This window comes from Kangiella sp., from assembly GCF_014762745.1.
In the GTDB taxonomy this organism is placed as follows: Bacteria; Pseudomonadota; Gammaproteobacteria; order Enterobacterales; family Kangiellaceae; genus Kangiella.
The window spans coordinates 1-26979 of record NZ_JABURJ010000058.1 but is presented as its reverse complement, the minus strand read 5'-3'; the positions used below and the strand labels follow the sequence as shown (position 1 = coordinate 26979).

The 26979-nt window shown below is 45.2% G+C and carries 20 protein-coding genes; 4 read left to right on the top strand and 16 right to left on the bottom strand.

The annotated features are described in order from the left end of the window. Nucleotides 1-29 precede the first annotated feature (29 nt). Entirely contained in the window at nt 30-887 is an 858-nt protein-coding gene (locus HUJ19_RS04335; RefSeq protein ID WP_290622466.1) for a tetratricopeptide repeat protein, read from the top strand. Between the two features lie 292 nt (nt 888-1179). Here HUJ19_RS04335 and HUJ19_RS04330 read toward each other — a convergent pair whose 3' ends face one another. The 13 genes from HUJ19_RS04330 to tagH form a co-directional block, all read right to left on the bottom strand. Continuing rightward, nucleotides 1180-2121 (bottom strand): hypothetical protein, encoded by a 942-nt coding sequence (locus tag HUJ19_RS04330; RefSeq protein ID WP_290622465.1) that lies wholly within the window; start codon nt 2119-2121, stop codon nt 1180-1182. A gap of 61 nt (nt 2122-2182) precedes the next feature. Next, nucleotides 2183-2689 carry a hypothetical protein gene (locus HUJ19_RS04325; RefSeq protein ID WP_290622464.1) on the bottom strand — a complete coding sequence of 169 codons (507 nt, stop codon included), beginning with the start codon at nt 2687-2689 and terminating at the stop codon, nt 2183-2185. 507 nt (nt 2690-3196) lie between these two features. Next, nucleotides 3197-5935, bottom strand: a complete 2739-nt coding sequence (polA, locus tag HUJ19_RS04320; protein WP_290622463.1) for a DNA polymerase I — start codon at nt 5933-5935, stop codon at nt 3197-3199. A gap of 126 nt (nt 5936-6061) precedes the next feature. Beyond that, a complete protein-coding gene (gene tssC / locus HUJ19_RS04315) occupies nt 6062-7543 on the bottom strand; it encodes a type VI secretion system contractile sheath large subunit (RefSeq protein ID WP_367273967.1) in 1482 nt (493 codons plus the stop codon). Nucleotides 7544-7551: 8 nt separating this feature from the next. After that, nucleotides 7552-8067: a type VI secretion system contractile sheath small subunit gene (tssB, locus tag HUJ19_RS04310; protein WP_290622461.1), complete on the bottom strand. Its 516-nt coding sequence runs from the start codon at nt 8065-8067 to the stop codon at nt 7552-7554. Between the two features lie 30 nt (nt 8068-8097). Next, nucleotides 8098-9174, bottom strand: a complete 1077-nt coding sequence (gene tssA, locus HUJ19_RS04305; RefSeq protein WP_290622460.1) for a type VI secretion system protein TssA — start codon at nt 9172-9174, stop codon at nt 8098-8100. Then, nucleotides 9164-10018 carry a protein phosphatase 2C domain-containing protein gene (locus HUJ19_RS04300; protein ID WP_290622458.1) on the bottom strand — a complete coding sequence of 285 codons (855 nt, stop codon included), beginning with the start codon at nt 10016-10018 and terminating at the stop codon, nt 9164-9166. Before HUJ19_RS04300 ends, tssA begins: the two co-directional genes overlap by 11 nt. Next, nucleotides 9984-10775 (bottom strand): type VI secretion system-associated protein TagF, encoded by a 792-nt coding sequence (gene tagF, locus HUJ19_RS04295; RefSeq protein ID WP_290622457.1) that lies wholly within the window; start codon nt 10773-10775, stop codon nt 9984-9986. Before tagF ends, HUJ19_RS04300 begins: the two co-directional genes overlap by 35 nt. Further along, entirely contained in the window at nt 10772-14278 is a 3507-nt protein-coding gene (gene tssM, locus HUJ19_RS04290) for a type VI secretion system membrane subunit TssM (RefSeq protein WP_290622455.1), read from the bottom strand. The genes tagF and tssM overlap by 4 nt, the downstream gene beginning before the upstream one ends. A gap of 46 nt (nt 14279-14324) precedes the next feature. Next, the gene (icmH, locus tag HUJ19_RS04285) at nt 14325-15635 is read right to left on the bottom strand and encodes a type IVB secretion system protein IcmH/DotU (RefSeq protein WP_290622454.1); all 1311 of its coding nucleotides are present in this window, start codon (nt 15633-15635) and stop codon (nt 14325-14327) included. A 42-nt stretch (nt 15636-15677) separates the two neighbouring features. Continuing rightward, on the bottom strand, nt 15678-17018 hold the full coding sequence (gene tssK, locus HUJ19_RS04280; RefSeq protein ID WP_290622453.1) for a type VI secretion system baseplate subunit TssK: 1341 nt from the start codon (nt 17016-17018) through the stop codon (nt 15678-15680). A 9-nt stretch (nt 17019-17027) separates the two neighbouring features. Then, complete coding sequence (tssJ, locus tag HUJ19_RS04275) at nt 17028-17489, bottom strand: type VI secretion system lipoprotein TssJ (protein ID WP_290622451.1); 462 nt, start codon at nt 17487-17489, stop codon at nt 17028-17030. Nucleotides 17490-17498: 9 nt separating this feature from the next. Continuing rightward, the gene (gene tagH / locus HUJ19_RS04270; protein ID WP_290622450.1) at nt 17499-18941 is read right to left on the bottom strand and encodes a type VI secretion system-associated FHA domain protein TagH; all 1443 of its coding nucleotides are present in this window, start codon (nt 18939-18941) and stop codon (nt 17499-17501) included. Between the two features lie 340 nt (nt 18942-19281). Here tagH and HUJ19_RS04265 point away from each other — a divergent pair, with 340 nt between their 5' ends. Further along, on the top strand, nt 19282-21366 hold the full coding sequence (locus tag HUJ19_RS04265) for a serine/threonine-protein kinase (protein ID WP_290622449.1): 2085 nt from the start codon (nt 19282-19284) through the stop codon (nt 21364-21366). Nucleotides 21367-21372: 6 nt separating this feature from the next. On the opposite strand, the gene HUJ19_RS04260 is transcribed toward HUJ19_RS04265, so the two are convergent. Genes HUJ19_RS04260 through HUJ19_RS04250 form a run of 3 tightly spaced genes read right to left on the bottom strand, consistent with a single transcriptional unit; the run spans nt 21373 to nt 24098 of the window. Further along, complete coding sequence (locus HUJ19_RS04260) at nt 21373-22254, bottom strand: aspartoacylase (RefSeq protein WP_290622448.1); 882 nt, start codon at nt 22252-22254, stop codon at nt 21373-21375. Further along, on the bottom strand, nt 22254-22733 hold the full coding sequence (locus HUJ19_RS04255; RefSeq protein WP_290622447.1) for a thermonuclease family protein: 480 nt from the start codon (nt 22731-22733) through the stop codon (nt 22254-22256). Before HUJ19_RS04255 ends, HUJ19_RS04260 begins: the two co-directional genes overlap by 1 nt. Nucleotides 22734-22787: 54 nt before the next feature. Further along, on the bottom strand, nt 22788-24098 hold the full coding sequence (locus HUJ19_RS04250) for a threonine/serine exporter family protein (protein WP_290622446.1): 1311 nt from the start codon (nt 24096-24098) through the stop codon (nt 22788-22790). 162 nt (nt 24099-24260) lie between these two features. Between HUJ19_RS04250 and HUJ19_RS04245 the strand changes: the two genes are divergently transcribed. Beyond that, nucleotides 24261-24533 carry a hypothetical protein gene (locus HUJ19_RS04245; protein WP_290622445.1) on the top strand — a complete coding sequence of 91 codons (273 nt, stop codon included), beginning with the start codon at nt 24261-24263 and terminating at the stop codon, nt 24531-24533. 75 nt (nt 24534-24608) lie between these two features. After that, on the top strand, nt 24609-26918 hold the full coding sequence (locus HUJ19_RS04240; protein ID WP_290622444.1) for a TonB-dependent receptor: 2310 nt from the start codon (nt 24609-24611) through the stop codon (nt 26916-26918). Nucleotides 26919-26979 lie beyond the last annotated feature (61 nt).

Sequence of the window (26979 nt, the reverse complement as noted above, 5' to 3'; positions counted from 1 at the left end):
AGCCTTTGTTTATTCTAGCGAGGAAGCCCATGATCAGCCGTATTATCGCTATTCTTTTATTGGTAATAAGCTCCAATGCCATAGCCGCAGATCAACAACCAGAAAAAGAGCAACCGCCAAAAACCAACGCAACGCCTGCTCAGTATCCACCTTTAATCGAGCGATACATTCTTGATGAGCTGAAAAGCATTCGTCAGGACCAACAGGCCTTCAGAGCTGAAGTCGAACAAAAAGTTGCTCATGCACGCCTTGACGCATCAGACCGAGCTATCCGCTACACCACCGATACCCTTAACAATGTTTTTATCATTATTACCACCGCCGCATCGCTACTGGTACTCATGGGCTGGCGTTCGCTTCGCGATGTTCGCAGCAAGCTCAACGAAGTGGTCGAAACAAAAATCACCGAACTGACCAGCAAATATGAAGAACGGCTAAAGGATCTGGAAGACAAACTCAAACGTCGCTCGCAAGAAATCATTGAAGCTCAGGAAGACATCTCCAAAGCTAATGAAATTCATTCGATCTGGATGCGCGCTGGCCTCGAAACCAACATCCACCAGAAGATAAAGCTTTACGATGAACTACTGGCAATTAACCCAACCGATATCGAAGCCCTGATCTATAAAGCCGATGCCGCTTTTGAACTGGGTGAGTATGAATGGGCATTTAGTTTGGCGAATCGGGCTATCGATCAGGATGAAGATTATGGCCTGGCCTATTGGCAAAGAGCTTGTGCCAATGCCGCCAATGGCGCTGTGCAAGATGCTATTCAGGATATCAAAATCGCAGTGGAAAAGGCGCCGAAACTGGCAGAAGAAATTGAACGCGAGCCAGCGTTTGAAAGCCTACACGAACTGGAAGAGTTTAAGGATTTGCTTGCTTAATGGTAGTGATCAATACATGCTGATGTTCGCTACCAAATTTAGCCGTACAGTCAAGAGCCTATGTAACTAAGCCGACATACTCACTCAAGCAAAAAACCAATTTAAAGCAGTAATGTAATACAAACAAGCGCTTATAGAGCTACATGCCTGAGCAACCGTATATACTTTTCACCTTGCTAAAAATAGCGGGCGGTTCAGGAGTTATTGTAAGCCTCAATTATCGCCCTGCTACTCCAGAACTAAACCAATGCTAGTCGGCTTTCTTTGCAAATTTAGCCGACTTGTCTCCACACTAACGCTCAAGAAGACCTATCATGACCAAACCTTTCTTTAATTCAGCGATATTAGCTTCTCCTGGCCATCCGACTAGTTGATGTCGCAACTGACCATTGTAATAAAAGTAAAACGTGGGCGTTCCCCAGTAACCAATCTCCGGCCAGTCACTTTTTGCATGAGCGTACGCAAACGGGCTCAAGTTACTAGCCTGATTTGCCTCTAAGGTTTCGGCAAAGTAGAGCCTTCTTCCAGGAGGTATTAACCAAGATGACTTGTGCCGCATGATGTTAGATAAAACTGCATCGCTGGCGATGTCCCTTCGAGCATTTTGTGAGAAATGGCACAAGGGGTGACCAACCACAATAACGTAGCCTGCCGAAGGAAATCTATGCGAAATTATGCTCAATCCTTCATCTGTAACCTGCAGGATAGGCCTTCCATCGAGTTCGGTCTTCTCTAATTTACTGATCTTAGGCAAAGCAGGAAATGACAGCTCTTGATGGTCGAGTTCGAGCTCGTTGTATTCATCAAACAACCTTGACTGAACCATCATTTGACTTAGTTCAAACAATCTTGGTACTACTTGATGCTCCCCCTTTCGGGCAACAAGCTCCTCAACCAGTTTTTTGGCTAACCCAACCTGCTCTTTCTCGCCTGCATAAAAGTGGATGACGTTGACTATATTGAAGAGCTCCGTTATCTGCGCAACAGATAAATCTGCAACCGGCGTAGCATTGACAGCCGCCAACAAACATTGATCATAAAACTTTCTGAGTCTAAGGCCGCGTGTATCCGTCAATCTATCTGATTGGCTTTGCCTTTGCTTGCTTTCTTCTTCTAATATTTTTTCGATCTCGATATTTAAATCAGTAATATCCCTTTTCAGATTTATGTCACACTCTGTCGCCAACAGTGCTGTCGGAAAAAGAGTAAACATAGCAAGAATTAGAATAAACATCCTCATGGCATAAGCAGGGCACTCAAATACTGAGCACCCACCTCCCTATTTTTAACTTAAATCAACAGTTTTTTGTACAAGCTTTACCCGTACTCTCTTCACAGGAGGCCCTTTGGTAGCAATAATAATCCAGTAAAAAGTTTCCATCTGGAGATTTTGGATCTTTACTATATAAGATCGAATAATCAGCTTTTGTTTCCACTCTGGCTTTCTTAAAAGCTGACGTCATATGTTGTGCCCCAATCAAACTCAGTATCTTATGAATTTCACTAGGCGTTAGCTCAAGTTCTAAGTCTTTATAGTAAAATCCTGCAACACCTTCTTCTGTAAACACAACGCTATCAATAAAACGTTGTTTGGCAGCTGGGCTTAATGCATCCAAGGGAGACTCTTTCGCAGCCATATTGATGAGTTCGTTATAACTTTTCACTGGTGCCAATTCCCAGGCTAAATCCACTGCTGCAACGTCATTATTTGCTGCCTGGCCTCTTTGATCTTTCTTTTCTACCGCTCCAGCCATATTCGCCAGACCAAGAAAAACAAGCAATGTAGCCATTATTTTTTTCATCTATTTTCTCCTATCGTTAAATTTCATTAACTGTAATCACCGTCATCAGACGATGACCAATAAAAACTATATCAGCGCATTGAGCAGCGCAAACCAATTGCCAATGCAAATTTGAAAAATGTGAACTTAGCCGGGCTTATCTTTTTATGAAGACACCTTGCTACCTTAATCTATAAATTTTAACGCCTTTTAAGAAGCATTCCGGCATAAAAAAAGGGGTGGCCTGAGGGAACAAGGCACCACCCCAAATACGCAATCCGGCTTGGGGAGGCCGAACTGCAAGTCCCGCTGGAAGGAGGGAGTCGCGGGGAGCGCATTCGTTGCGCTCAATACAATAGACATTGGTTTAAGGTGTTTGTTGCAAGAAAAGTGTCAGCTTTTGTAAAGAGTGGTTAGAAATGTGAACAGGCTAACGATAGCCGTCTTTTGCTTAAAAGTAACTCACAGAAGCTACCGCGAGCGGTTCACATTTCTTGATTGTTTTACAGCGATTTCTCGCAATAAACTTTAGTGTGCTTCGTCCCAGTTGTCGCCCACGCCCACATCGGCAATCAAGGGAACTGATAATTCAGCAACACTCTCCATTAATTCTGGGATCTTCTTTTGAGCCAATTTTAACTGGCTTTCTTCAACTTCAAAAACCAGTTCATCGTGCACCTGCATGATCATCTTGATGCCTTTCACGTCCTTAAGCCATTTATCCACCTCCAGCATGGCCAGCTTGATAATATCTGCAGCACTGCCTTGCATTGGCGCATTAATCGCGGTGCGTTCGGCTGCTTTTCTGCGCATGCCGTTTTTTGAATGAATCTCCGGTAAATATAAGCGGCGACCATAAAGCGTTTCCACATAGCCTAAATCTGCGGCTTTCTGTCGAGTTGACTCCATATAGGTCTCTACACCTGGATAACGGGCAAAATAAGTGTTGATGTAATCTTGTGCCGTGTTTCTGTCGGTATCGATTTGTTTGGCCAAACCAAAAGCTGACATACCGTAAATCAGACCAAAATTGATCGCCTTGGCGTTACGACGTTGATTGGAAGTCACTTCTTCCAATGGCACATCAAATACTTCTGCAGCGGTCGCCGAGTGAACATCCAGTCCTTCTTCAAATGCTTTAAGCAAACCTTTGTCTTGCGACAGGTGTGCCATGATACGAAGCTCAATTTGTGAATAATCCGCCGCTAAAATTTTGCATCCTTTTGGCGCAATAAATGCGGTGCGAATACTGCGTCCTTCTTCTGTCTTGATCGGAATATTCTGTAGATTTGGATCAGTTGATGACAGTCTTCCTGTCGCTGCCACAGCCTGATGATAAGAGGTATGAACGCGACCGGTCTTATCATTAATCATTTGCGGTAGCTTATCGGTATAAGTCGATTTCAATTTGCTTAAACTTCTGTGTTCCAGAATTAACTTTGGCAGCGGATAATCTAACGCTAATTCCTGCAATACTTCTTCTGCAGTTGATGGCTGGCCTTTTGGCGTTTTCTTCAAAATCGGCAGACCCAGCTCTTCATAAAAAATAGTCTGTAATTGCTTGGGTGAGCCTAGATTAAACTCTTTACCCGCTATTTCAAATGCTTCTTTTTCAAGCTCCTTTAAACGTTTCTCAAATAAATGACTTTTTTCCAGCAGCAGTTTACCATCAACCAGAACACCATTACGCTCAACTTTGGATAAGACTCTTAAAAGTGGCATCTCAATGTGCTTGAAAACCTGAGTCGGTCCATCATTTTCTTTCAGTTCAGGCCATAATTTTTTATGCAAACGCATGGTAATGTCAGCATCTTCGGCTGCATATGGTGCTGCTTTTTCAATTTCAATTTGATCGAACGTTAGTTGATTTTTGCCTTTGCCCGCGATTTCTTCAAACTTAATGTTAACGTGATTTAGATGATGCAATGCAAGCGTATCCATATCATGACGACTGGCAACGCTATTCAGACAGTAGGACTCAAGCATGGTATCGAACTCTATGCCACCTAGTTCTATTCCATAGTTTGCCAGCACGCTCATATCGTACTTCAAATTCTGCCCGACCTTTTTATGCTTTTCTGATTCCAGAAGACCCTTTAGCTGCTTTAAAACCTCATCCCGGTCCAGCTGTGTTGGCGCACCCATATAAGCATGCGCTACAGGCAAGTAGGCTGCCTCACCAGTGTCCAGCGCAAATGACATCCCTACCAGCTCTGCTTCAATATAATTCAGGCTGGTAGTTTCGGTATCAAAGGCAAACAGGTCTGCTTCGCTTAATTTTTCTATCCATTTGTCCAGTTCTTTTTGCTCAAGGATAGTTTCATATTTTGAACGATCAACCAGAGCGATGGATGCACCGTCTTCATCGCTTGCGTCTATCGAACCAGGCTCGCCCAGCTCTTTTAATACATCCGTTAGCCAACGTTTAAACTCCATTTCGCCGTAAAGCTCTTTTAGTGCTTTTAAATCCGGACTATCAATAGTTAAATCTTCAGGCTGAAACTCTAAATCACAATCTAACTTTATCGTTGCGAGCTCATAAGAAAGCGGCAGTCTCTCAATTGCATCACGCAGGTTCTCACCAATCTTGCCACCAATTTCATCAGCATGTTCAATCACACCCTGCAAGCTATCGTATTGCTCCAACCATTTAACTGCGGTTTTTGGCCCGCACTTATCGACCCCGGGGATGTTATCGACTTTATCGCCTACCAATGCCAGATAGTCGATTATCTGCTCTGGCCTGACACCAAACTTTTCAACCACTCGGTCTTTATCGGTAATCGGATTGTTTTTATCCATGGTATTGATCAAAGTGACATGATCGCTGACCAGCTGAGCCATATCCTTGTCACCTGTGGATATCAGAGTTTCGCGACCTTCTTTACAGGCTTGCTTGGCCAATGTGCCAATCACATCATCAGCTTCAACGCCATCGATCACTAGTAGAGGTAGCCCCATTGCTTTTACAATTTCATGAATAGGTTCAATCTGTTGGCGTAAGTCTTCGGGCATGGGTGGACGGTTGGCTTTGTATTCCGGGTAGAGATCATTGCGGAATGTCTTACCCTTAGCATCAAACACCACCGCCATATATTCTGGCTGATACTCTTTAATCAGACTCTTCAGCATATTGATAACACCAAACACGGCACCTGTCATCATGCCCTTGGAGTTTGTCATTCGTTGTAATTGCGGTACATGATAGGCGCGGAACAGGTAGGAAGATCCGTCAACTAGGATAAATGGTGATTTTTTTTCAGACATTGAGATTTAACGATTAAGGTTAGATTTGCCTAGTGTAGCAAAAAATATCACTATCTCGCATGGTCTTTGCAGGATTAACTATTAAGGAAAAAACAAAGGCCGCAATTGCGGCCCTGTTCAGTATCATTACTTACTTTCTGGAATTTTGGCTACCAAACGCAATGACGTGCTCAACTCTTCCAGCTGTAGCCATGGCTTTAACCAGGCTTTGGCATGATAAACACCAGGACTGCCTGGCACTTCTTCTACTTCCACCTTAGCCTCAGCCAATGGGTATTTGGCACGAGATTCCTGACCAGCCGCCTCATCAGCATTGACATAGTTCAGGATCCAGCGGTTTAACCATGCCTCACAATCTTCCGGCTCCATGAAAGAACCGATCTTGTCGCGGGCCAATACTTTTAAGTAATGAGCAAAACGAGAAGTCGCCATGATATAAGGCAAACGTGATGAAATATCGGCGTTGGCAGTTGCATCAGGGCTATCATAGCGCTTTGGTCGCTGAGTGGTATTGGAGCCAAAGAACACCGCATAGTCTGTATTCTTATAATGGCACAATGGCAAGAAGCCCAGTTTGCTTAGTTCAGCTTCACGACGGTCAGTAATACCAACTTCCGTCGGACATTGCATATCCATATCACCATCATCACTCAGGAAGTTGTGCATGGGCAATGAAGTGACTTTACCGCCACCTTCCGCACCGCGAATGGCGGTACACCAGCCATGCTCGGTGAATGCCTGAGTCAACTTGCTGCCCAGAACATAAGATGCATTCATCCAGCAATAATCTTTATTATCCACGCTGTTGGCTACTTTAGTGTCACTATCAACTGGCAATTCTTCGAAGGCAAACTCTTCAATCGGGCGGGTTTGTTCACCATACGGAAGTCGTGCCAGCACACGTGGTGCAGTAAGGGTTACAAAACGTGAGTCTTCCGAGTCACGGAAGCCACGCCAGCGGGCATATTCCAGTGAGTCAAAAATTTTCTCAAGATCGCGCGGTTTTGATAATTCTGTCCAATCATTAAAGCCGAACATCTCAGGTGATGAGGCCGAGATGAAAGGAGCAAATGCTGCAGCAGCCACATTCGAAGTCAGCTCCAATGTCTCTATATCTTCTGGGTGATTAGTAAATTCATAATCACCAATCAAGGCACCAAACGGCTCACCACCAGCAGTACCGAACTCACTCTCATAAATTTTCTTGAACAGCTGGCTTTGATCAAACTCTACCGCTTTACTTAAATCTTTAAATAATTCGCGCTTTGGCAGGTTAATGACTTTTAGCTTCATGGACACTGAAGTATCAGTATTTTGCACCAAATACTGCAAACCACGCCATGAGCCTTCCAGCTTCTGGAAACGCTCATTGTGCATAATTTTTGATAACTGTGCTGACAGCGCTTCATCAATCTTATCGATAGCTTCTTTGAAAGTTACCGTCAGGTTTTTGTTCCAGGTGACAGTCCCCTTCATCGCTTCTGAAGTTAAAGCTCTTAACAACTCTTCAGCACGACTGGCTTCAGTTTGTTTGGTCGCTGCGATCGCCTGGCTTAGTATGTCCTGGCTCTGTTCGACTATCTGTTCCCTGGAGGAAATTTTTTCCATTTCAGTCATTATTCATTACCTCCCTTGTCTTCAATTTGCCCAAGTGCTTCGGCCAGAGCATTAAGGTCATCGCTGTTTTGCAATACCTTTTCCATTAAACCTTCAAGCTCTTCTGAGCGATCAATTTTAGTCATCAGGTCACGTAGCTTGTTACGCGTGTCCATCAACTTTTTCAACGGTTCTACCTGCTCAACGATTGCTGCAGGCTCAAAATCATCCATCGAATCAAACTTCAGATCGACGGCCATCTCTGAACCATCATTCTGTAAAGTGTTTTCCACTTTGATATTAAGACCCGGGGCCATATTGCGCATCACCTCATTGATATTGTCTTTATCAATTTGGATAAAGCGACGCTCTTTTAGCGGCTTCACTGGCTTGGTTGAGTCAGCACTAAAGTCACCCATCACACCAACAACAAAAGGCAGTTCTTTTTCCAGTACTGCACCGTCAGTTTCGACATCATAGGTAATATGGACTCGTGGTTTACGCACTTTTTTCAAACGGTCATGTATACTCGCCATGTGGTTCTCCTTTAGCTTTAGGGTTCAAATTTACTGGTTACTACCCACATCGATCCCTGTTAGTTTAAAATATTGCTCACGCGCACCTTCTTCTGGAATTAATTGCTGCAACAGTTCTGGAAGCGATAAATCGCTCCAACGAATACTCTGTTCCAACAGATAGGAAATAGGTGAGTGAGGTTCGGTTTTTCGGAAATATTCGGCTACCTGACGCAAAGTATTTACTGCCTGTTCGCGTCGATTAATCCCTTCTATCTGATAACTTGCTGTTTCTGCGCCGCTTTCATCGTGCTTCTGACTAACAGTGTCTTCAGTTACTGCCAGCTTGTCTTTAGCCAAGTATTCAACAGCCTGCAAGCACTCTCTTAGTGCATTTCTGATATTAGAAGTAGGTTGGGGCAATGACTCACAGACGCGATCAAATTCTTGAGTAAATGCTTCATAGGTTTCAAGTGCAGTCTGCAGATCACTGACCAGTTCCTGGTAGAAACTATCAGGAGTTAGCACTACGGATTTTTTAATCGACTCCAGAGGGATAGCGCCATTATCGATACGGCTCTGTTTTTTCTCCGCATCCAATCGCTCCAGCAGTATGGCCTGCTCATACTGCCAGACACACGCCGGCAGGTAGTCATCATTTTGGGTCAGTAGCACTGATTTAATGGGCGTTATCAGGGTTCCAGCGCCATCAAAGCCATTGAGACCTGACAAGGGAGAAACCCGGGTTTCGATGCCATCCTCATCTATAGCCGGATAAATTCCATCGTCCCAGAATCGACAGATTAATTCGCTTGCCAGTTGATAGCCACGAATAAAACCTTTGATGCCGTCAATACGTGTAGTAGCCTCAATAAACCAGGCTACTACCTCAAGATCTTTGGTTTCATTCTTTAAAGCATCTAAAGACAACTCTTTAAGCTGATACCAGTTTCCATCAACGGCTCCAGCTTCATCAACATCTGCTACGGCAATTCTTTCTGCTTTACGCGCAGAATTACGGGCATCTCTTAACTTGTAATAAATCGATTCAACACTGGTATCATTGCGCAGATCACGACCACAAGGTTGTTCCTCACTAATCGGTTCGATGTAAGCTTCAATATCCATTGATGGTACTCTCTTCGCCAGTTTGCCCACTTAGCGCAGGTATGGTTTGATCATTTGCCACAGTCCCTTCCACCCGCACAGAAATTGCGGTGATGTTATCCTGCGCTCCACGCACTAAAGCGGAATGAATGAGTGCTTTATTGATTTCATCCACATCTCCAGAACTGAAAAAGGCTGAAATTTCCTGATCAGAAAGTTCCTTATTTAGTCCATCACTGCACAGCATAAAAATATCACCATGCTGAATTTCACCGTCAATTCGATCCAGGTTCAGTGTTTGAGAAGCTCCTATCGCTCGCGTAATGACATTCGCCAAAGGGTGATCTTCCACCTCATCTTCTGCCAGCAAACCTGAATCAAGCATATCGTTTACCTGACTATGATCACGGGTTAACTGTTGTAATGTGTGGTTTCGATATCGATAGACGCGGCTATCCCCTGCCCACAATATGGTGAAGCGGTTTTCATGAATGATTAAAACCACAACGGTAGTGCCCATTACCGCCTGCTTGTCAAATTTCTGGAACGCCAGCTGTCTTAATTTCTGATTGGTAATACTTAAGACTTCTATCACGCGCTCGATAAATTCTTCGTTGTTGCCGGTTCTTCTTACAGTGGAAAGTTCATCGACAACCATACCGCTGGCAACATCACCGGCACTATGTCCCCCCATACCATCGGCAACGACCCATAATCCAATCTCAGGCTTTTCTATCTGATTATCTTCATTTACTTCTCGTACAGCACCAACATGCGTTGTTGCTGCCGATAGCCAACGGTAATCAATTGTTGTTTTATCCTGCTCAGCTTCAATCACAGCACTCTTCCATTGATAATTTTGCATCTTCAGTTATTAATTGACTTTGTTTGTCATCAAATGACCGCCACCCCGAGGCTTGCCAATTGCCATCCAGGGTTGCATGAATTCCACAAATTGGAGGTAGGTCATGGCACAGCAGAATAGTTGGCCCCATGTGCTCAGAACCTTTTGTCCACCAGATACTGGTATAGTCCCGGTCAGCCTCAGTTTCATGATAGAAAACATCCGGGGAGATAATTTCATCTTCATAACTGAAAAAGTCTGAACAGAGTCTATTGGCAATCTCCTGAGCTCGCTGCTCTAGTTCTTTCCCGCTGTTCTCAACCAGATCTGCGACTGAAACTTTTCCGCCGGCAAAGGAGCTTTGACTTAAAGTCTGTAGCCGCTCATCCAATTCATTAATCTCCAGTGAGTTGGTCAGCGTATCAAGCATCAGCTCTTCAATAGCCTCACACTGCGCCATATCCAATAAGGCCCCTTTTTCAAGTGTGCTAATGATCACCAGTGGATAATAACGACCAACTTTATCCAGACTTGGCATCATGCTGCCAAACAGCGTTGCATCAGATAGGGAATCTTTTATTATAAAACGCCAGATAGGGCTGGTAAGGTAGTAGTCAAGCCACTGCTGCTTGAACCTTTCTCGAGTCTCGGCAAGGCCTTCTTCTAACCACTGATCAAATCGATCCTGAATCGAATAAGGAATGTGGCGACTAACAAAATCACCACAACTTCTCATTTTTCCGAAACATCCGAATCGAGCCACATTCTTATTCATCATAAATCTGTCGGGCAGTTGAACCCCTCCAAATCTGAACCAAAGAATGGGTTGTTAACACTATGCGCCTGTAGTTCGAAGCTTGCATCAAATTCGCCATGCTTGAACTCCAACAAAAACTTATCGTATGCCAGTGTTTTTTTTAGTTTTGCTCTATCCAGCAGTCGGAACAAACTCCAGAAACCGGTAGTCCTTACGGTTTCAGTTTGTCCACCATCAGTTGGGGTAAAAGCAATCGAAGTTGCAACCTGCGGTTTAGGTCCTGGCCAGCGGGTGGGATAGGCGCGTAATGGACCATGGCGGTAAGACAAAATCTGGCCTTCAATATCAACCAGTACCTGTCCCGCGTTAACGCTAAGACTGGATGGCTTTAAGGTAAAGTTCACCGCAATATCCGTCCCATTTCTGACAAAAAAGCTTTCTCTGATGGCTTTTGCTTTTTCCAGCTGTCTTAAGGTGTAATTACTGATACCAATATCTTTATGCAGTCGCCAGCGGCCACGCGAGGTGTCAACAAATACACTTAGATGTTGGTTAAAGAAGCGATCAATGGTTCCGCCATAGGAGAAGAAGCTTCTGAAATCATCCAGAGTAATGTCTTTTCTGCTGCGCTTATTGACCGGGTATCTTCCTTCAATCGCGCGTCGACATTCTGATAGCACCTCTGTTTTCCATAAGTTATTGAGGTAAGAATAGGTTCCCGTATTGGTTAGCGTTTTACCGCTGTTCTCAACCTTGCCCAACCATTCGCTCATTGGTTGAGGTGTCACGCTGGCTTCTTTCTCCAGCTCACTGATAATGCTGGCAGCCTGTGGACTACTGGTTACTTCGTAGGTTTTTTCTTCAGCATTATTGGCGTTACTGATTGACTCAAGAAACACCTGCATATTTTTAAGTGCGCCCAGGCTCTGCTTTAAAGGGCTGTTACCGTTTGGCTCTCCTACATACTGAATAATGTCGTAAAATGCATCATTCACGACCTGCTCTGGTGCTGCATCAATATCAGCACTATCAGGGATCAATCGCTCAAATCGGTTGGCATTATTGGCGACACGGGAGGGAGCCGCGGTTTCAGCTATGTCTTTTGCCGCATCCATGTTGATGCCTTTATCTTTGGGACGGGCCAGCATGACGTTATCACGCACTGCCGAGTACAACCGTTCAATCGGGGCCTTGACACCGGTCAGCTCCTGTAGCATCAAAGCGCCTTCTTCCGGTGTTGAGAACTCTCTTACCGCCAGATCATTGATCAATTCTTTCCAGTAAAAGATGTAATCATTGAAATACTTCTCACGCACCTGATCCTGGATATCAAGTATCGACAGTTTATCCAGACTGCCGGCATTATCCGTCGGTAACACCCAGGAGTCTTTTGAAAGAATCTCACTGATTTTTTTGCTCTCACGCTTGAAGACAGCATGATAGCCAGCCTGCGTATACAGACCCGGCACGCCTTCACGCAATGATTTACCACTTTTTCTATAGAAGTAATTTTCCACCTGCTGCGACAAATAATCGCTTGGCTTAAACTCCGGCATTGCATTGAGGTAGTTATCGAGAATGCTGTTGTAAACACGGTCAACTAACGACACCTGGCTTAACTTTTCCTGTGCAAAGTTAACCAGCTTGCGATCCTGCTCAGGCAAGCTCATCTGCTCGCTCAGGAAGTAGCCTAAATGAGCTCTTAGATCATTGCGCAACTCCTCATTGATCTCACCAGGATAATCCCGACGCCATAAATGCTCAAATAAAGACGCGATATCCTTTTCTTCTTTATGCTGAGGCAGATAGAACATCAGGTAAATTCGTAGTAGCTCATACAAATAGTCATTATGTTGCTTAGCCTGAAGCATTTCCTTTTCCAGGCTGCTTTTCAGATAAGGTCCAAAGTAATTGGCCAAACCTTTGTTATAAACTTGCTGGGTAACACCACTAAATTTATCACCCTGATATAACCCAAAGCCTTCGCTTAATGCATTTTTATTTTCGATAATCTGGTTGGTGAATTTTTTTAACACATTCAGGCCACCATTCAATTCCAACAGGTTCGATTTGTCGGTAATACCACCGCTGCTTGCCAGGTTATATTCTGTGACCAGGGATGAAGTGCTAGTGATTAACTGCTTGTTATTCGCATAACTGTATGACCATAGATAACTGAAGGTGACCAGACAAAATCCCGCCACCCCGTAGCCAATTCGTTGGATCAGGCGCTGACGTTTCTGATAGGCAATATTAACGCCTACCAGCTTATCTTCTTTGAAGATGACATCTTTCAATAAACGTTTGATAAAATAACCTTTACCTTCCCCGTTACAGGTACTGACTCTTTCCGGTTTGAAGCCAAAGGTGTTTGAAATATCTCGCCCGATGCGGTTGATCGGCGTACCTTCTTGTGTCGCACTGGTTAGATAAACACCTCTTAACAGAATTGGCTCTTCGTAGCGATTTTGACTAAAGGCAATCTTGATAAAGTCATCAATATTTTTCTGGGCCAGACGTAACTGACGCGGGAAGCTATAGATTAGTGCTCGTCTTTGTTCGCTTTTTTCCTGCTGCAGTTTCTTTAATAACTTTCGTTCAATATTTTGTATCAGCTCTACAAAATATTTATTAAATTTATCAACCGCTTTATGGTGGGAAAAATCTTCTCCTACTTCAAAGGTTAAACCTAATACCTCTTCCCGTTCCTCACGAGAAATATCCTCAAACAGTTCATTAAACCCAGCCAACAAGTCACCCTTACTTAACACCAGGTATACTGGGATATTAATCCCCAGCTGCATCTTCAATTCCTGAACTCTTTTACGGATGGTTCCGGCCAACTCGTTTAACTCTGACTGAGATTGCTGTAGTAACTCAGCAATGCTGATGGTGACTATGGCACCATTAACAGGTCGCATAGGTCGAGTTTTTTTCAGCAGATTTAAAAAACCATGCCATGCTCTGGAGTCAACTTCCTGATAACTATCCTGCGTGGTATAACGTCCAGCTGTGTCCAGCAATATTGCATCATCGGTGAACCACCAGTCACAGTTGCGCGTACCGCCAACTCCTTTAATCGGACTAGCGCCAAACTCGTCTGCCAGTGGCAGGTTCAATCCAGAATTAATGATGCTAGTCGTTTTCCCGGCTCCAGGAGGACCAATTAGTAGGTACCAGGGTAGTTGATAGAGGTTCTTGCCTTTAAAATCACTTTTTTTCAGATACTGCAATGCATCTGACATTCTATTCTCTAGCACTGCAATTTCATCACCGGAAGACTCCTCTATATCCAGCTGTTCCTGATCCTCTTTTGAAATGTGCTGCATTAGTTTTTTATTTTTTCGGCCCGCCTGCTGTAACCTCCACATTTTGACTGTCAGCCAGACACAGGCAATTATCAGCAACAGACTAAGTCTTGCCGCTACGCTGCTCAATACCTCATAACCACCAATACTGATTAATGGACCACCGAACCAGACTACGGCTATAACAGCGAGGATCACAAGACTTATCAATGTCATTTTGTGGGTTATTACCCTACCAAACTTTTTTATTATTCCAGCCATACTAACGCTCGCTCACTTCCATTGTTGCCTGTTCATCCAATCCATTTTTGACCCATAACAAAATTTCCACACGTCGGTTCAGTGCTCTGTTCTGATCGCTATCGTTTGGCACTCTGGGTTCCGCAGCACCACGACCTTCTGCACTTACTCGACCAGCCAGATTTTGGTTCTGACTTAAAATACGTACCACCGAGTTTGCTCTTGCTAATGACAGTTCCCAGTTAGAATGGTATTTAGCCGTGAATATTTTTTGATCATCACTATGTCCGACTACCTGAATGTGGCCAGGTGTGCTGGTCGCAATCTGACCAATTTTTTCAATGATGGCGATACTGTTTTCATTCAGTTGCGCGCTCGCAGAGGAATACATCTGATTACTGGTCATAATGATTGCCACATGATCCAGATCTTCCACTACCTGCAATACCCCACGCTCTATTTCCGTATTTAACAGCTGTCTTAACCGCTCCGCATAATTGATGACGGTTTTACTTGTCTCCTGATTCACAGGTGCGTCAGGGACCAATCCGGCAATGTTGTTGTACACTGGCTCAGCCTGTCGACTTAGCTGATAGCTGTAATTTAGATAAACCCCAAGTAGAATAGCCACACTCAAAACAGCAACCGCCCACAGTGGAATTCGTCGCTGATTCTCTATCAGATCTGTAACATTTGAACGCCAATGGGGTGACAGCTCCTTGCTATGTTCCGGTTGTACTTTCTTCAGAACAGCAAACAACCTTTCTTTTTCCACTTCCAGCCTTTCAAATCCATTCTCCTGCACCCGATACTTGCCTTTAAACCCCAGTTGTAAACACAAGAAGAGCAACTCTAGTAGATATTGGTTGTTAAGCGGATTCTTGACTCTCTCATCGATAATCTTAAAAAATTGTTCTCCACCCCAGGTTTGCTTATAGAACACACTGAGCAGACTTTTAGTACTCCAGATACTGTTTGCGCCCCAGGGGGCATTCAAGACAATTTCATCCAGCAAGGAACAGATCGCATAACGCACTTCAGCAATGGTGTCTGCATCAGTTTCATCCTGACGTAGCTGCTGCTCAAATTCTTTTATGTGTGCCATACACTGTTTGTGCAGCATATTGATGTTACTGATCTGGGTCGCCTGCTTTAACTCTATGGCAAGACTGAGTAAGGTTGTGGCGGCATCGATAATTGGATTTACCCCAATCTTGAAAGCAGCTAACGGAATCTTGTGTCCACGGTTTAAATCTGGCTCCAGTGTCTGCTCATTACTGTCGATTGGTCGCTGTATCCCTCCCGGCCTTGGTACCAGAATTGTTCTATCCATATTTTTCATCTTTCTCTTTTGTTAATCCCTTGTTATCTATGGTTATGCTTCATTTTTAATTGCCCAAAGCTCCACATCCAGCCCCGGGAAATCTCCCGATACGTGAAAAGCAATACTTCTTGAATTGGTATTTTCTGCCCACAGTGGCGAACGCTGATCAATGGCAAAATAGCTATATTCTTTTTTTACCGGAACTTCACGCGGTGCTACTGATAATTCTGACAAGTTAATACCTGGGAGCTGTGCGTTTACCAATTGTCTGATATTGCTCAGGCTGCCTATTTTTATTTGCCGTGGTAACTGCTCTTTTAATTCACGAGTAGCCATTTCAGCTCTCGCTGCCAGCACAAAGCTGGCCTGCTTAAACAGCTCAACCTGATCAATATTTGCAACTTTGATACCGTAGCCTTTTTCTTCGAGGTTGATTTCATGGGCACTTTCATCCAGCACATGACTTAGATATTGTTTAATCGTGATCTCTACACGACTAAAGCATTGATCGACATTTTTATGCGTATAGGGCAGCTGCTTTGCTGGCTTTCGGCCCTGCCCATAGAAGGTTGCCAGCTCAGCTTCCAGATTGACCAGTTCCATATAGACTTCATAGGGCATCACCTGCTCCTGCTCCATCAACTGATGTAATCTGGCCAGGTTTTTATTCAGCAATTGCAGGATCAGGTAGTTATGAATGCTACTGGTGGTGCTGTTATCAACACCCAGAACCTTTGCTGCCAACTTTTCTCTTCTATGTTCAAGCAAGCTGATCAGGCTAAGCTGTCTACTGCGTAATACCTCACTGGCCTGAATATTTAAAACAACGGGTACAAAATCTTCCTCCAACTCAATGCTGCCATCCTGTTTTTGTTCTTTGATTCGAGCTATCGGTAAACACTCATAGCCTTGCTGACTTTTCCCCTCAACAATTAAGCAAAAGTTTTCCTCTGCAATTTCTAGAGTGGCATCACTATCTTCCCCTTCATTAATGCTGCTTACCTGCTTCAGCTCCTTGCGATAACGTTTGCTGGATTGACTGGCAAATTCCTGCGCTACCTGCTTTGAGTGATCGGTATTTTCTGCAATAGCCAGCATGATCCGCTTGTCATTAATTCCGTCCACTTCCGACAGATCCAGCATGGCGGGAAGCCTGTGCGTTTCTGGCATGCTGAAATAGGTGCCATCCTGCAAAATACCGCTGGCTGTTTTGATCCCAATTTTTCCCTGCAACAGACCCTCTTGATTTAACTTTAACTGACTAAAGCCAAAGCCATGTGGTGTCAGCGCCTGAGTCAGCCTTTTAATCTGATAATCGTTATATCGATCCTGCTGCTGAAAATGTTCTGGCGTCAGGAATAAACCTTGTGACCAGACAACCTTGTTGCTCATTCAATATCCCTATTGCTTGACGATTGCTTTACCTTCAATAAACAGCGCTAACTCATCCGACTGCTCGATGTTATGCACAACTTTCCACTGGCTGTTATCAATATCTTTAAAAGCCGCTACCAGCATCAAATATTTGGTGGTCGCGTCAGTAACCAGCAACTGTTCCAGCTTTTGACCCGGATTGACCTGGAATTCTTTCATGCTGGATACAGCGGTCTTGAAATCCGGTTCGGTTTGGTCATAAATACTGAAAAAATCCATACCTTCTACAGCCACTTCTTTTTTCAGCTCATACAGACGAAGTACAATTGGCGATGAGCGCCCTAATTCATCCTGATTGACCTGCTCAGCAACACTAATGATCAAATCAACTTCCTCACCCTTATTCCCTTTCAGTAAAGCGCAAGCACTGACATTGACCAGTAATATGGTTGCTACCAATAATCTTTTAATGATCGTTAATTGTTTCATTCGTATCCCCTATCGCACACCTAATGCGGTTAATTGAGCTTCATAAGCCTCGGCAAATTCTTCAGAAAACCGTTTTCCAGAACCCTGGCCAAGTTCCTCATTTACTTTCTTGTATTGTTCTTTGTACTTGTCCCAGCTCTTTGCTTTTTTAGCTACCGGAATCCATTTTTCAATACTGTTACTCTGCTGTTCATCGCTGACAAAGTGATCCGGGTTAAGCTGCGATAACACTGCATTCACGGCTCCTTCCGTTCCAGCCATCAATGCCAGCTCGTGACTGCTCATATCTTTAAAGCACTCCTGAATGGCCTGATCCCAACTTAAAAACCCAGGAATCCTTCGCGCAAATAAATTTCTGATCGCCTCATCCACATTGATCGAAAACTTCAAAGGGTTATTTTCCTGAGTACGAATGGTAGTTTGCATAACTCTGAATTCACTTTTCATGCTCGCTCTGGCGCGTAAAATATCGAGCATGCCCTGTAACGACAGTCGTAAGGCCGCACCTAACCGATGATAAAATTCAGGTTGATTATTCAACTGAATTTCTTCGGCACTTAGCCCAAGTCCTTTTAGCAATTCATTCAAGCAAACTTCTGCACCAGCACCAGCAGTAATCGGCTGGCTATTCGTTAATCCCGCCTGTGCTTGAGGCTGAGTCTGTGGTTGAGGTTGTGCCTGAACTTGAGACTGGGATTGAGATTGAGGTTGAGTTTGTAAATGCGGCTGCACCGCTTGCGCAGTATCAGCATTCGCTGCCAGCTGTGTTGTCGTTTGCTGACTCACCTGCGAATGTTCCACTACTTGCTGTTGCTGGTTTTGTACTTCAGCTGACTGCTGTCCCTTGCTTTGTATACTGACCAGGCCGGGATCCCAATCATCTGGAATTTGCTGAGCCGCGGCTTGGGCTGTAGCAGCACTAACTTCAGACGGAACTACTTCCGGTTGAGCTTGCTTCAGGCTGGGTGCGCTGTAACTTTCATTAAGCGGGTTCGTCATCTGCTGATGCTCAAAACCAGCTGCTCCGGTGTATACAGGCTCTGGTTCCAGCGGGCTTGAACTCCCAACAGGTGATGCCACTGGCTGCTGATCACGACTCAGCGACGAGTCATGACCGGTTACCTGGTTATCCTCTAAGGTGACTTCGATTTCATATTCACCAACCTGCAAATAATCTCCATCCTGTAACATCCGAGTCTGACCTTTACCTAATGGCTCAACTCCTCGATTGATGAAAAGTCCATTGGTAGAATAGTCAGTGATTGAATAGCTGCCCGCTTCAAAACTGATGACGGCATGGGTGCTCGATACGATTTTCTCCGGATCCGGCAATACCCAGTCAGCATCTGCCGAGCGGCCAATGACACCACCAATGCGGTCGAAAGTTTTTGTCGCAACCTGATCAGGTGCTAAACGGTGAAAACTGGTTATACGTAGTGTTAATTGCTTCATCCTCAATGACCTTTGTTCTTATCCCTTGTGACTTCCTGATGCACCCTGACTGCGCGCCCTTGATTCAGCGCAGGGTATCAATGCCTTACTTAAGCCAAATTAATATTCCATATATAACAATAAGTTATAACTAGTTTTTCTGCCCGAGCGAGCTTGTTGTACCGCCTTTGCAGGGCAGGAATGAAAAATCAGGAGCCGATGATAGTGGATTTTGTAGATAAATTAAACTACTTTTGGAATATTTGATAAATACTTCTCAGATATATTAAAGAATTGAAACCTGCTTCCAAATGGGGTAGATTAGCGCGCTTGAAATTGATTGGATCAGAGTTAGATTTGCATGGAACACTCACAGGACGACCAGCACAAAGAGCAGAATCAGGCTGACAGCCATTCACCAGAAACCAGCCCAAACGAAGGGCCAAGCAGCGAGTCGCTAGCCGAAGACAACGACAAAACGGTAGTACAGGACTTTAGCACCAATACCAGTAACGATTCCGTTGTTGACCAGCCCAAACTGGGGGATCTGCTCAGTGATCGCTACCGACTGGTTGAGCTGATCGGTACCGGCGGCATGAGCTATGTCTATAAAGCCATTGATACTTTTGCCGAGAAAGCTGGCGATAGTGAACCTTATGTTGCGGTAAAAATACTGAGTTCCGAGTTTTCCACTCACCCGGATGCAGTCACCATCATGCAACGCGAAGCCAAGAAAACGCGTCTGCTGGCTCACCCAAACATTGTTCAGATTCATGATTTTGTGCTGGATGACTCCCTCTGTTACATCGTCATGGAGTATCTGCAAGGCGAAACGCTCGATCAAATCATTAAACGCAGCAAACCCAATGGTCTTCCCCAAAATGGCGTTCTTAACATTCTCAAGCAAATCACTTCGGCGCTTGAGTTTGCTCATCAGCAGGGCATTTTGCACAGCGATCTCAAGCCCAGCAATATTTTCATCACTCAGCAGCAAAGGGTAAAGATTTTCGATTTCGGGGTCTCTCGCGGCCTCAAGCAGAAAGTGGATGAATACGCAGTCCAGCTACACTCCAATGAACCCGAATATGAAGTTGGCGGCTATACTCCTGCCTATGCCAGCCTCAACATGCTGAATCAGCAACCCCATGATGTTAAAGATGATATTTACGGTCTGGCCTGCATCACCTATGAAATGTTTACCAGCAAGCATCCTTATGCACGCAAGCCGGCGAACAAGGCTTTTGCTGAAAAAATGAATCCTGATAAAGTGTCCAAGCTAGCTTTGTTTAACTGGAAAGGCCTGGTAAAAGGCTTGCAACTGGAACACCATCAGCGCACCGAATCTGTACAGCAGTTTTATCAGGACTTAACGCGCACACTGTTCAAGCCGGTAGCTCTTGCCGCATCGGTTTTAATTCTTTCTGTGGTGGCGATCACTCTGTGGCAAAGCTCCAGTCAGATCATAACTGAGACTCAGGCACAATTAGCTCATTACCAGCAGCAGGAAGCCCAATACCAACAACTGCTGGCGCTGGCTGAAACCGATCTTGAGGCAACCCTTGAGAGCATTAACCAATTGCCAGACCTTCATCGAACTTCGCTGCTCAACATTTTGAATGATGATATCGTTCAACACTTTTCAGCTCAGTCAGAACAATTTCTACGCCCTACCGATACTGGCTATGCTGACTATCCAAACGCCCTGCAAACCCTTGCTGAGGCAGAGCAGTTTCTCAAGGACTCCCAGCAGCTTTCCAGCTTTAAGCAACAGGTACTGGATGCACAGAATCAGCTGGTTTCGACACTAGAGCAAAAGTTTAACCAGTTACTGGAACAGCAGGATTACAAAAAACGTGACACTGGCGATGACGTATATTCATTACAACAGACCCTGCTCACTATCGCTCCTGAGCATACTCCTAAAATTTCGGAACAATCTCAATCACTCTTTTTGACGGGCATTAAGCAGGCACTAGCCGAGCACAATGTGGCTGAGCTTAACCGCTACCAGCAAGTAGGTGATGTGATTTTTGTGGATAACCAGGAGTATCGGGCACTAAAACAGCAAAGCGAAGCATTTCTGTTTGCAGCCAAACAGATTGACCAGTACAACAAACAGGTTATTGAGCAGCCAGATACGCCATTTCCGACAAAAGCGGCCACAGTTTTCTATCAACAGCCGATTAATAAACTTAAGGCCAAAATCGAAGAGGCTTCTAATACTCGTGAACTTGAGCAGGTCGATGAAGAAGTGTTTGCTCTGGTAACGACGTTACCCAGTGACTTTGCATTGTCTCAGGATTTGCAGAATACACTGGCCAATGCCTATTTTAAGCGAGCAGATGAACTCAATGCCAGCCGCAGTTACCGTGCTGGTGCCAAGGCACTAAGTCGAGGCAGGCAAATTCTTAATGACATGAATCAGGTTGCATCTGATCAAAGTTAGGATGAACTATCCAATGTGAAAGGTACGCCTTTTCGACATTGAAAAGGCTTTCTTTTCATCATAATAAGCGGCTTCATTAATGAAACTGATGGTGCAGTTTTCCCCTTCATAGCACTCATCTTCCCCATTAAACAAATGAAAGATAGGTTCACCCGATTGCAATGTCTGAAAGTCGCGGTCCTGAATATTTTTATGCACCATGCCACAAATATTACCCAGCGGATCGGTCGGCAGGTACATGACTCCAAAGTATTCATAGATATCTATCGATTCCGAAGGCTGAGGTAGACTGTGCTGATTATAGTGTTCGATAAATTCTGCAATTAACTGCACCGCCTGTTCTGTTTTTTCAAACACTTCATGTTTGAGCTGACCTTGTGGCACAGGGCCGACTTCAACTAATACATGTCTATCAGCAACGGTCATCAAGAAATGATGGTCTTCCTGTTGCTCCAGAGTCACGGTGACATCATCCATGCGCTGCTGCACATAATCGACCAGCATCAGATGAAAGGTGTCGGTTTTAGTCAGCACCAGATTCACGCCCATCGGGGCGGTTGAGGTATGTAGATCAATAATCATATCCACACGGGCATCGCCTTTTGGGCCGACCTGATCATTAATTTCCTTTGCCCGTGCATTTTCATAACCGACCAACAGCGGATCTTTAATATCCGCCAATCTAAAACTGCGGTTTAGATCCCGATCCAGATAGCGGCGGTTTTGCTTAAAAGCTTCAGGATTGGCCAGCAGATATTCCACCTCAAAAGTTTTCGGCTGCAACAAATGAGGATATTCATGATACTTTTCCAGCAGGTAAATTCCGGTGTACTCATTACCATGAGTCCCGCCAACTATGGCTACTTTATTGACTATTTCCCTTTCCATTAGTCTTTCCTCTTTTGCTGTTTACGCCATTCCCAGGGTTCGACACGCTGACTCTCTGGCAAGGCCCACAACCCTTTTCTGGCTTCTCTAGCCGACTCTTCCAACTCTTTCAGTTTCTTGCTTTTGCTGTAGCGCCAGCGCCAGGCCATGCCTTCGCTGACCATAAGCTCATTGACCGACTGACCATCAACCACCAGATCCACCAGCATGCGTCCATACTGATCACGCTTATCACCGATCAACCTGATCGGTTTATTCATCACCAGCTCCTGCATAAATTCCCGCGATTTCTTGGCAAAGGGCTGTTCACGCTCTGGTGCATCAATATCCTTCAGTCGAATGGTAAAGCTGTTATTCCGTTCGCAACAGACAATCATACTATCACCATCCTGTACGAACTTGACCCGGTAATCTGCGTCAACAGACTCACAGCCCGTCAGTAGCAATACCAGTATCAAACATTGCAATCGCTTGATCATTTTACTCCCCCAAACCTTATATCAATACGCCGAATAGATCTTATGGCCAGCCAATTAACTCAAGGGCTTACCCAGTTTTGCTTTTGTTTTTGGTTTTGGCAAAGTAGCAATCGATGAAATCAGCAGGCCCGTTACTAATGATATACCAATAATAATCATATTAAAGGCCGTATCCAAACCGCCAATGATGTCGTGCTCCAACAGTGCAGTCAGGCTTTTAAAGCCAATACTGCCGGGAACCAGAATAATGAAGCCAGGCATCATAATGGTTGCCGTTGGCACCTGTTTAATACGATAGGCGAGGTTGGCAAACAGTCCGACTGACAATGCGCCAACAAAGGCGCCACTGGCCGGATCCATCAATTTTACCCCCCAGCGCGACACAAAGTAGGCGACACAGACCGCAGCAATGATCCACGGAAAGTGAGTCCAGCGGGTCTGGAACAGAACCACAAATGAAAACGAAGTGGCCAGAATGGCAATCCAGATGGTCCAGGTCGGTAGCACCTCCAACGCAGTGGTCACATCCGTTGGGAAAAGGTATTGACCGAGCTGACTTCCAATCGCTACGCCAAAGGTCATCTGGATGAAAATAACGCCAGCGCCTAATAACCGAGCCGTGCCTGACACCAGGTTCTGGGTTGCCAGTTCGGCCATGGCAATCGTCAGCATCATGCCAGGCACTAAAATAATAATGCCGGCGACGATGGGAATATAAGTCGAACCCAGCCCCAGCCACTTATTAAAACCCACAGAAATAACAGAAGCCATAAAGGCACATAGTGCCGGCATCAAATTAGCAACCGTTTCCGAACGAGTGCCACCAATATTGACCAGCAAGCCCACCGACAGACCAATCGCTGCTCCTGTAATGACTTCCAACAAACCTCCATTGAAAATCCTGGCAATCGAAGCTGACACCAACATAAAACAGATAATGGTCCAGTAACGATTATGCAGCGGCCGGGACTTGGTGATTTCGTTGAGCTGGTTGGCGCCTTCTTCGGTAGTCATGTCATCATTGATCACCGCATAGGCCACTTCCATGGTTCGGCTCAATTTATCGACGTCCACCTCTCCTGCATTGGAGCGGATCACATAAGTCTGCGGCTTATCTTCTTCCAGCATAAAGGTCATGGTAATGCTGGTGGGGACGGCAATACATTGCAAGCCATAACCCAGCTGTTCTGCCACGTTGGTCAGCAAGCGCTCCAGTTCATAGCTGGGCACGCCGTAGGTATGTAAGGCTTTGACCAGACGCAACATAAACCCCACCGGCTCATGACGATTCGGAAAATGAGGTACTTTATCCAGCCGACGCTCGGCAATGGACTCTGGAATTTGCTCGGTTAACTTGTCACTCATAGGGTCATTCTTCTTGGTTACAAACGGATGCTGAGCACGGCCTAATGCTTCAATGCTACCTGTTTTTGATCACTATTTGTAACATTAATCGGTTATTCTTGTATTGCCTATAAGTTATAAGGTCTTTAGGATATATACCCTCTGTAAGAGGAGTCAAAACACATGAGCAAATCCATTAAACACATACTACTGATTGTCGCCCTGCTTGGCATGGCGCTGGTAGGTGTTGCTCATGCTAAAGCTCCCGATCATGAGACCAGCGATTGTGCGATCTGTCTCCATCAGACTTTTAAAGACAGTCACAGCAGTTCGCCACAACTTTTCGTGCCGTCTCCTTCCCTGATTGCGGAGCAATCCTTAGCCTGGCCAACACCTGTTGTACAATCCATTCCACGAACGGGTTACCTTGGCCGTGCCCCTCCCGTTTCAGCTTAATTTCTCAATTTTTTCGTTTTTTATTTGTTTATTAACTGAATAGACAAAGGTCTATTTGCATGAGGAATCATAAGCATGAAATATTCTGCTATCGCATTACTGCTATCCGCAGCATTAAGCCAACAGGCCCAAGCTGCTGACAACTCAACACTTTCTGGCGTCCTTCAGGATAACGAAGGAAACCCTGTCTCCAATGTTGAAATTTTTATCTCATCTACCAACCAGTCAGTCACCACCGACGAAAATGGTCGATTCGAGTTTACTGATCTGGAAACTGGCCGCTATATTCTTGATATTAAAGGTGGCAAACAAGGCCACTTCAACAAAGCCATCCAGCATACCGGTGAAAGCCTTACCGTAACCATCGATTATGATGACGTGCAAACTCTTGTTGTCACTGGTAATCCCCTGGAGCATACCGTTCTTGAGATGGCTGCGCCGGCGGTCATTATCAGCGGTGATGAGCTGACTCAGAAACGTGGCAGCAATATCGGCGAAACTCTGGCCGAAGTTCCTGGTGTCAACCTATCCAGCTTTGGCGCGGGTGCTGGCCGCCCAGTTATTCGCGGTCAACAGGGCAACCGTGTCACCGTACTCAGCAATAATAGCTCGACTCAGGATGCATCCAACGCCAGTCCCGACCACTGGATAGCAGCCGAGCCATTACTTGCAAAACGCGTCGAAATTCTAAAAGGACCAGCAACTCTGCTTTATGGCGGCGGTGCGGTTGGCGGTGCGGTCAATGTAGTGGATAACCGTATCCCAACTCAATTACCGGACGGTATTGAAGGTGGCGTTGAAGTTCGCCTCGGCGATTCTGCGACAGGTGAGCGCAGTACCGTAGGCACTTTTTCAACCGCCAACGGTGGCCTGGCCTTTAACATTGATGCTTTCAAATCAGAAACTGATGAGCTGAAAATTCCTGGTTTTGCCGAGTCTTATTACCTGCGCGAACTTGAAGAAGCAGAAGGCGAAGCAGGACATGACGAAGAAGCGTCAGGTGTCCTTGAAAATAGTGACACCGACAGCAGGGGCGGTAGTGTTGGCTTCTCCTATATTTCGGATGCAGGCTATTGGGGCATGTCTTATTCAGATTATGAGCGCAATTATGGACTGCCAGGGCATGCCGAACATCATGACGAAGGTGAAACCGAAGAGGTGCATGCCGAGGAAGCTATACGTTTAGATCTTCGCCAACAGCGCTGGGATATGAAAGGTCGTTGGAATGATCCATTTGACGGTTTTAGAAGCTTAAATCTGCAATTTGCCAGCACTGATTATAAGCACCAGGAAATTGAAGGTACCGAAATTGGCACAACTTTCTTAAATGATGCCCAAGAAACTCGATTAGAGCTTGTTCACGATTCCTGGAGTGGCTGGCAGGGTGCTTTTGGTTTGCAATATTCGGACAGCGATTTTGTGACCATCGGTGATGAAGCCTATATTCCGGCCTCCAACACTGAAAAGCTTGGTTTATTCTGGCTAGAGGAATACGAAATAGGCCACTGGCATACCGAACTTGGCGCACGTTATGACAAACAGACCATTACCACCGACCTTTTCGGCCAACGAGATGATAATGCCTTCAGTGTCGCCTTCGGCAATCTGTGGCACCTCGATGAACATTGGACTTTGCCCATCAACATCACTCGTGCCCAAAGACTGGCTGCAGTCGAAGAACTCTATTCCAATGCAGGCAATACCGAAGAAACCTATGTTCCGCATCTGGCAACAGCCAGCATCGAAGTGGGTAATCCTAATCTGGGTAAAGAAACCGCCAACAATATCGACATTGGTATTCGCTACAATTCTGATGGTGTGAGTGCTTCGGTTTCGGTATTCCATAACCGTATTGACGACTACATCTACCTCGCTCATCAGGAACACGAGCCGGCTCCGGGAGAAGTGCACGAACATGAAGAATTCCCAGTGTTCGTTTACAGTCAGGCCGATGCTGTGTTTGAAGGGGCTGAGGCTGAAATCAACTGGACTTTTGCCAGTGATGGGCTCGCAGTCTGGAAAACTGGTTTATTTGGTGACTATACCAATGCTGAGCTCAAGAGTGGTCCTTATCTGCCACGCACTCCAGCCAAACGCCTTGGCGGCTCAATCGGCCTTGATTACGATATGTTCACCAGTAATTTGTCCGCAACTAAAGTCTTTGACCAAGACCATTTGGCAGAAGATGAATTGCCAACCGATGGTTATACTTTGATCAATCTTGATCTCGGTTATAACGTCTTTTTCGATGACTCAGAGCTGTTCCTGTTTTTACGCGGACAAAATCTGGCTGATGAAGAAATCCGCGATCACTCTTCATTCCTGAAGGATCGAGCCCCACGTGCTGGCCGCTCATTGACCGCAGGATTCCGCTGGACCTTTTAACTATTTGCTTTTCAGCAATAAATACACCTAAACTTAGAGCCTCAATTGAGGCTCTTTTTTT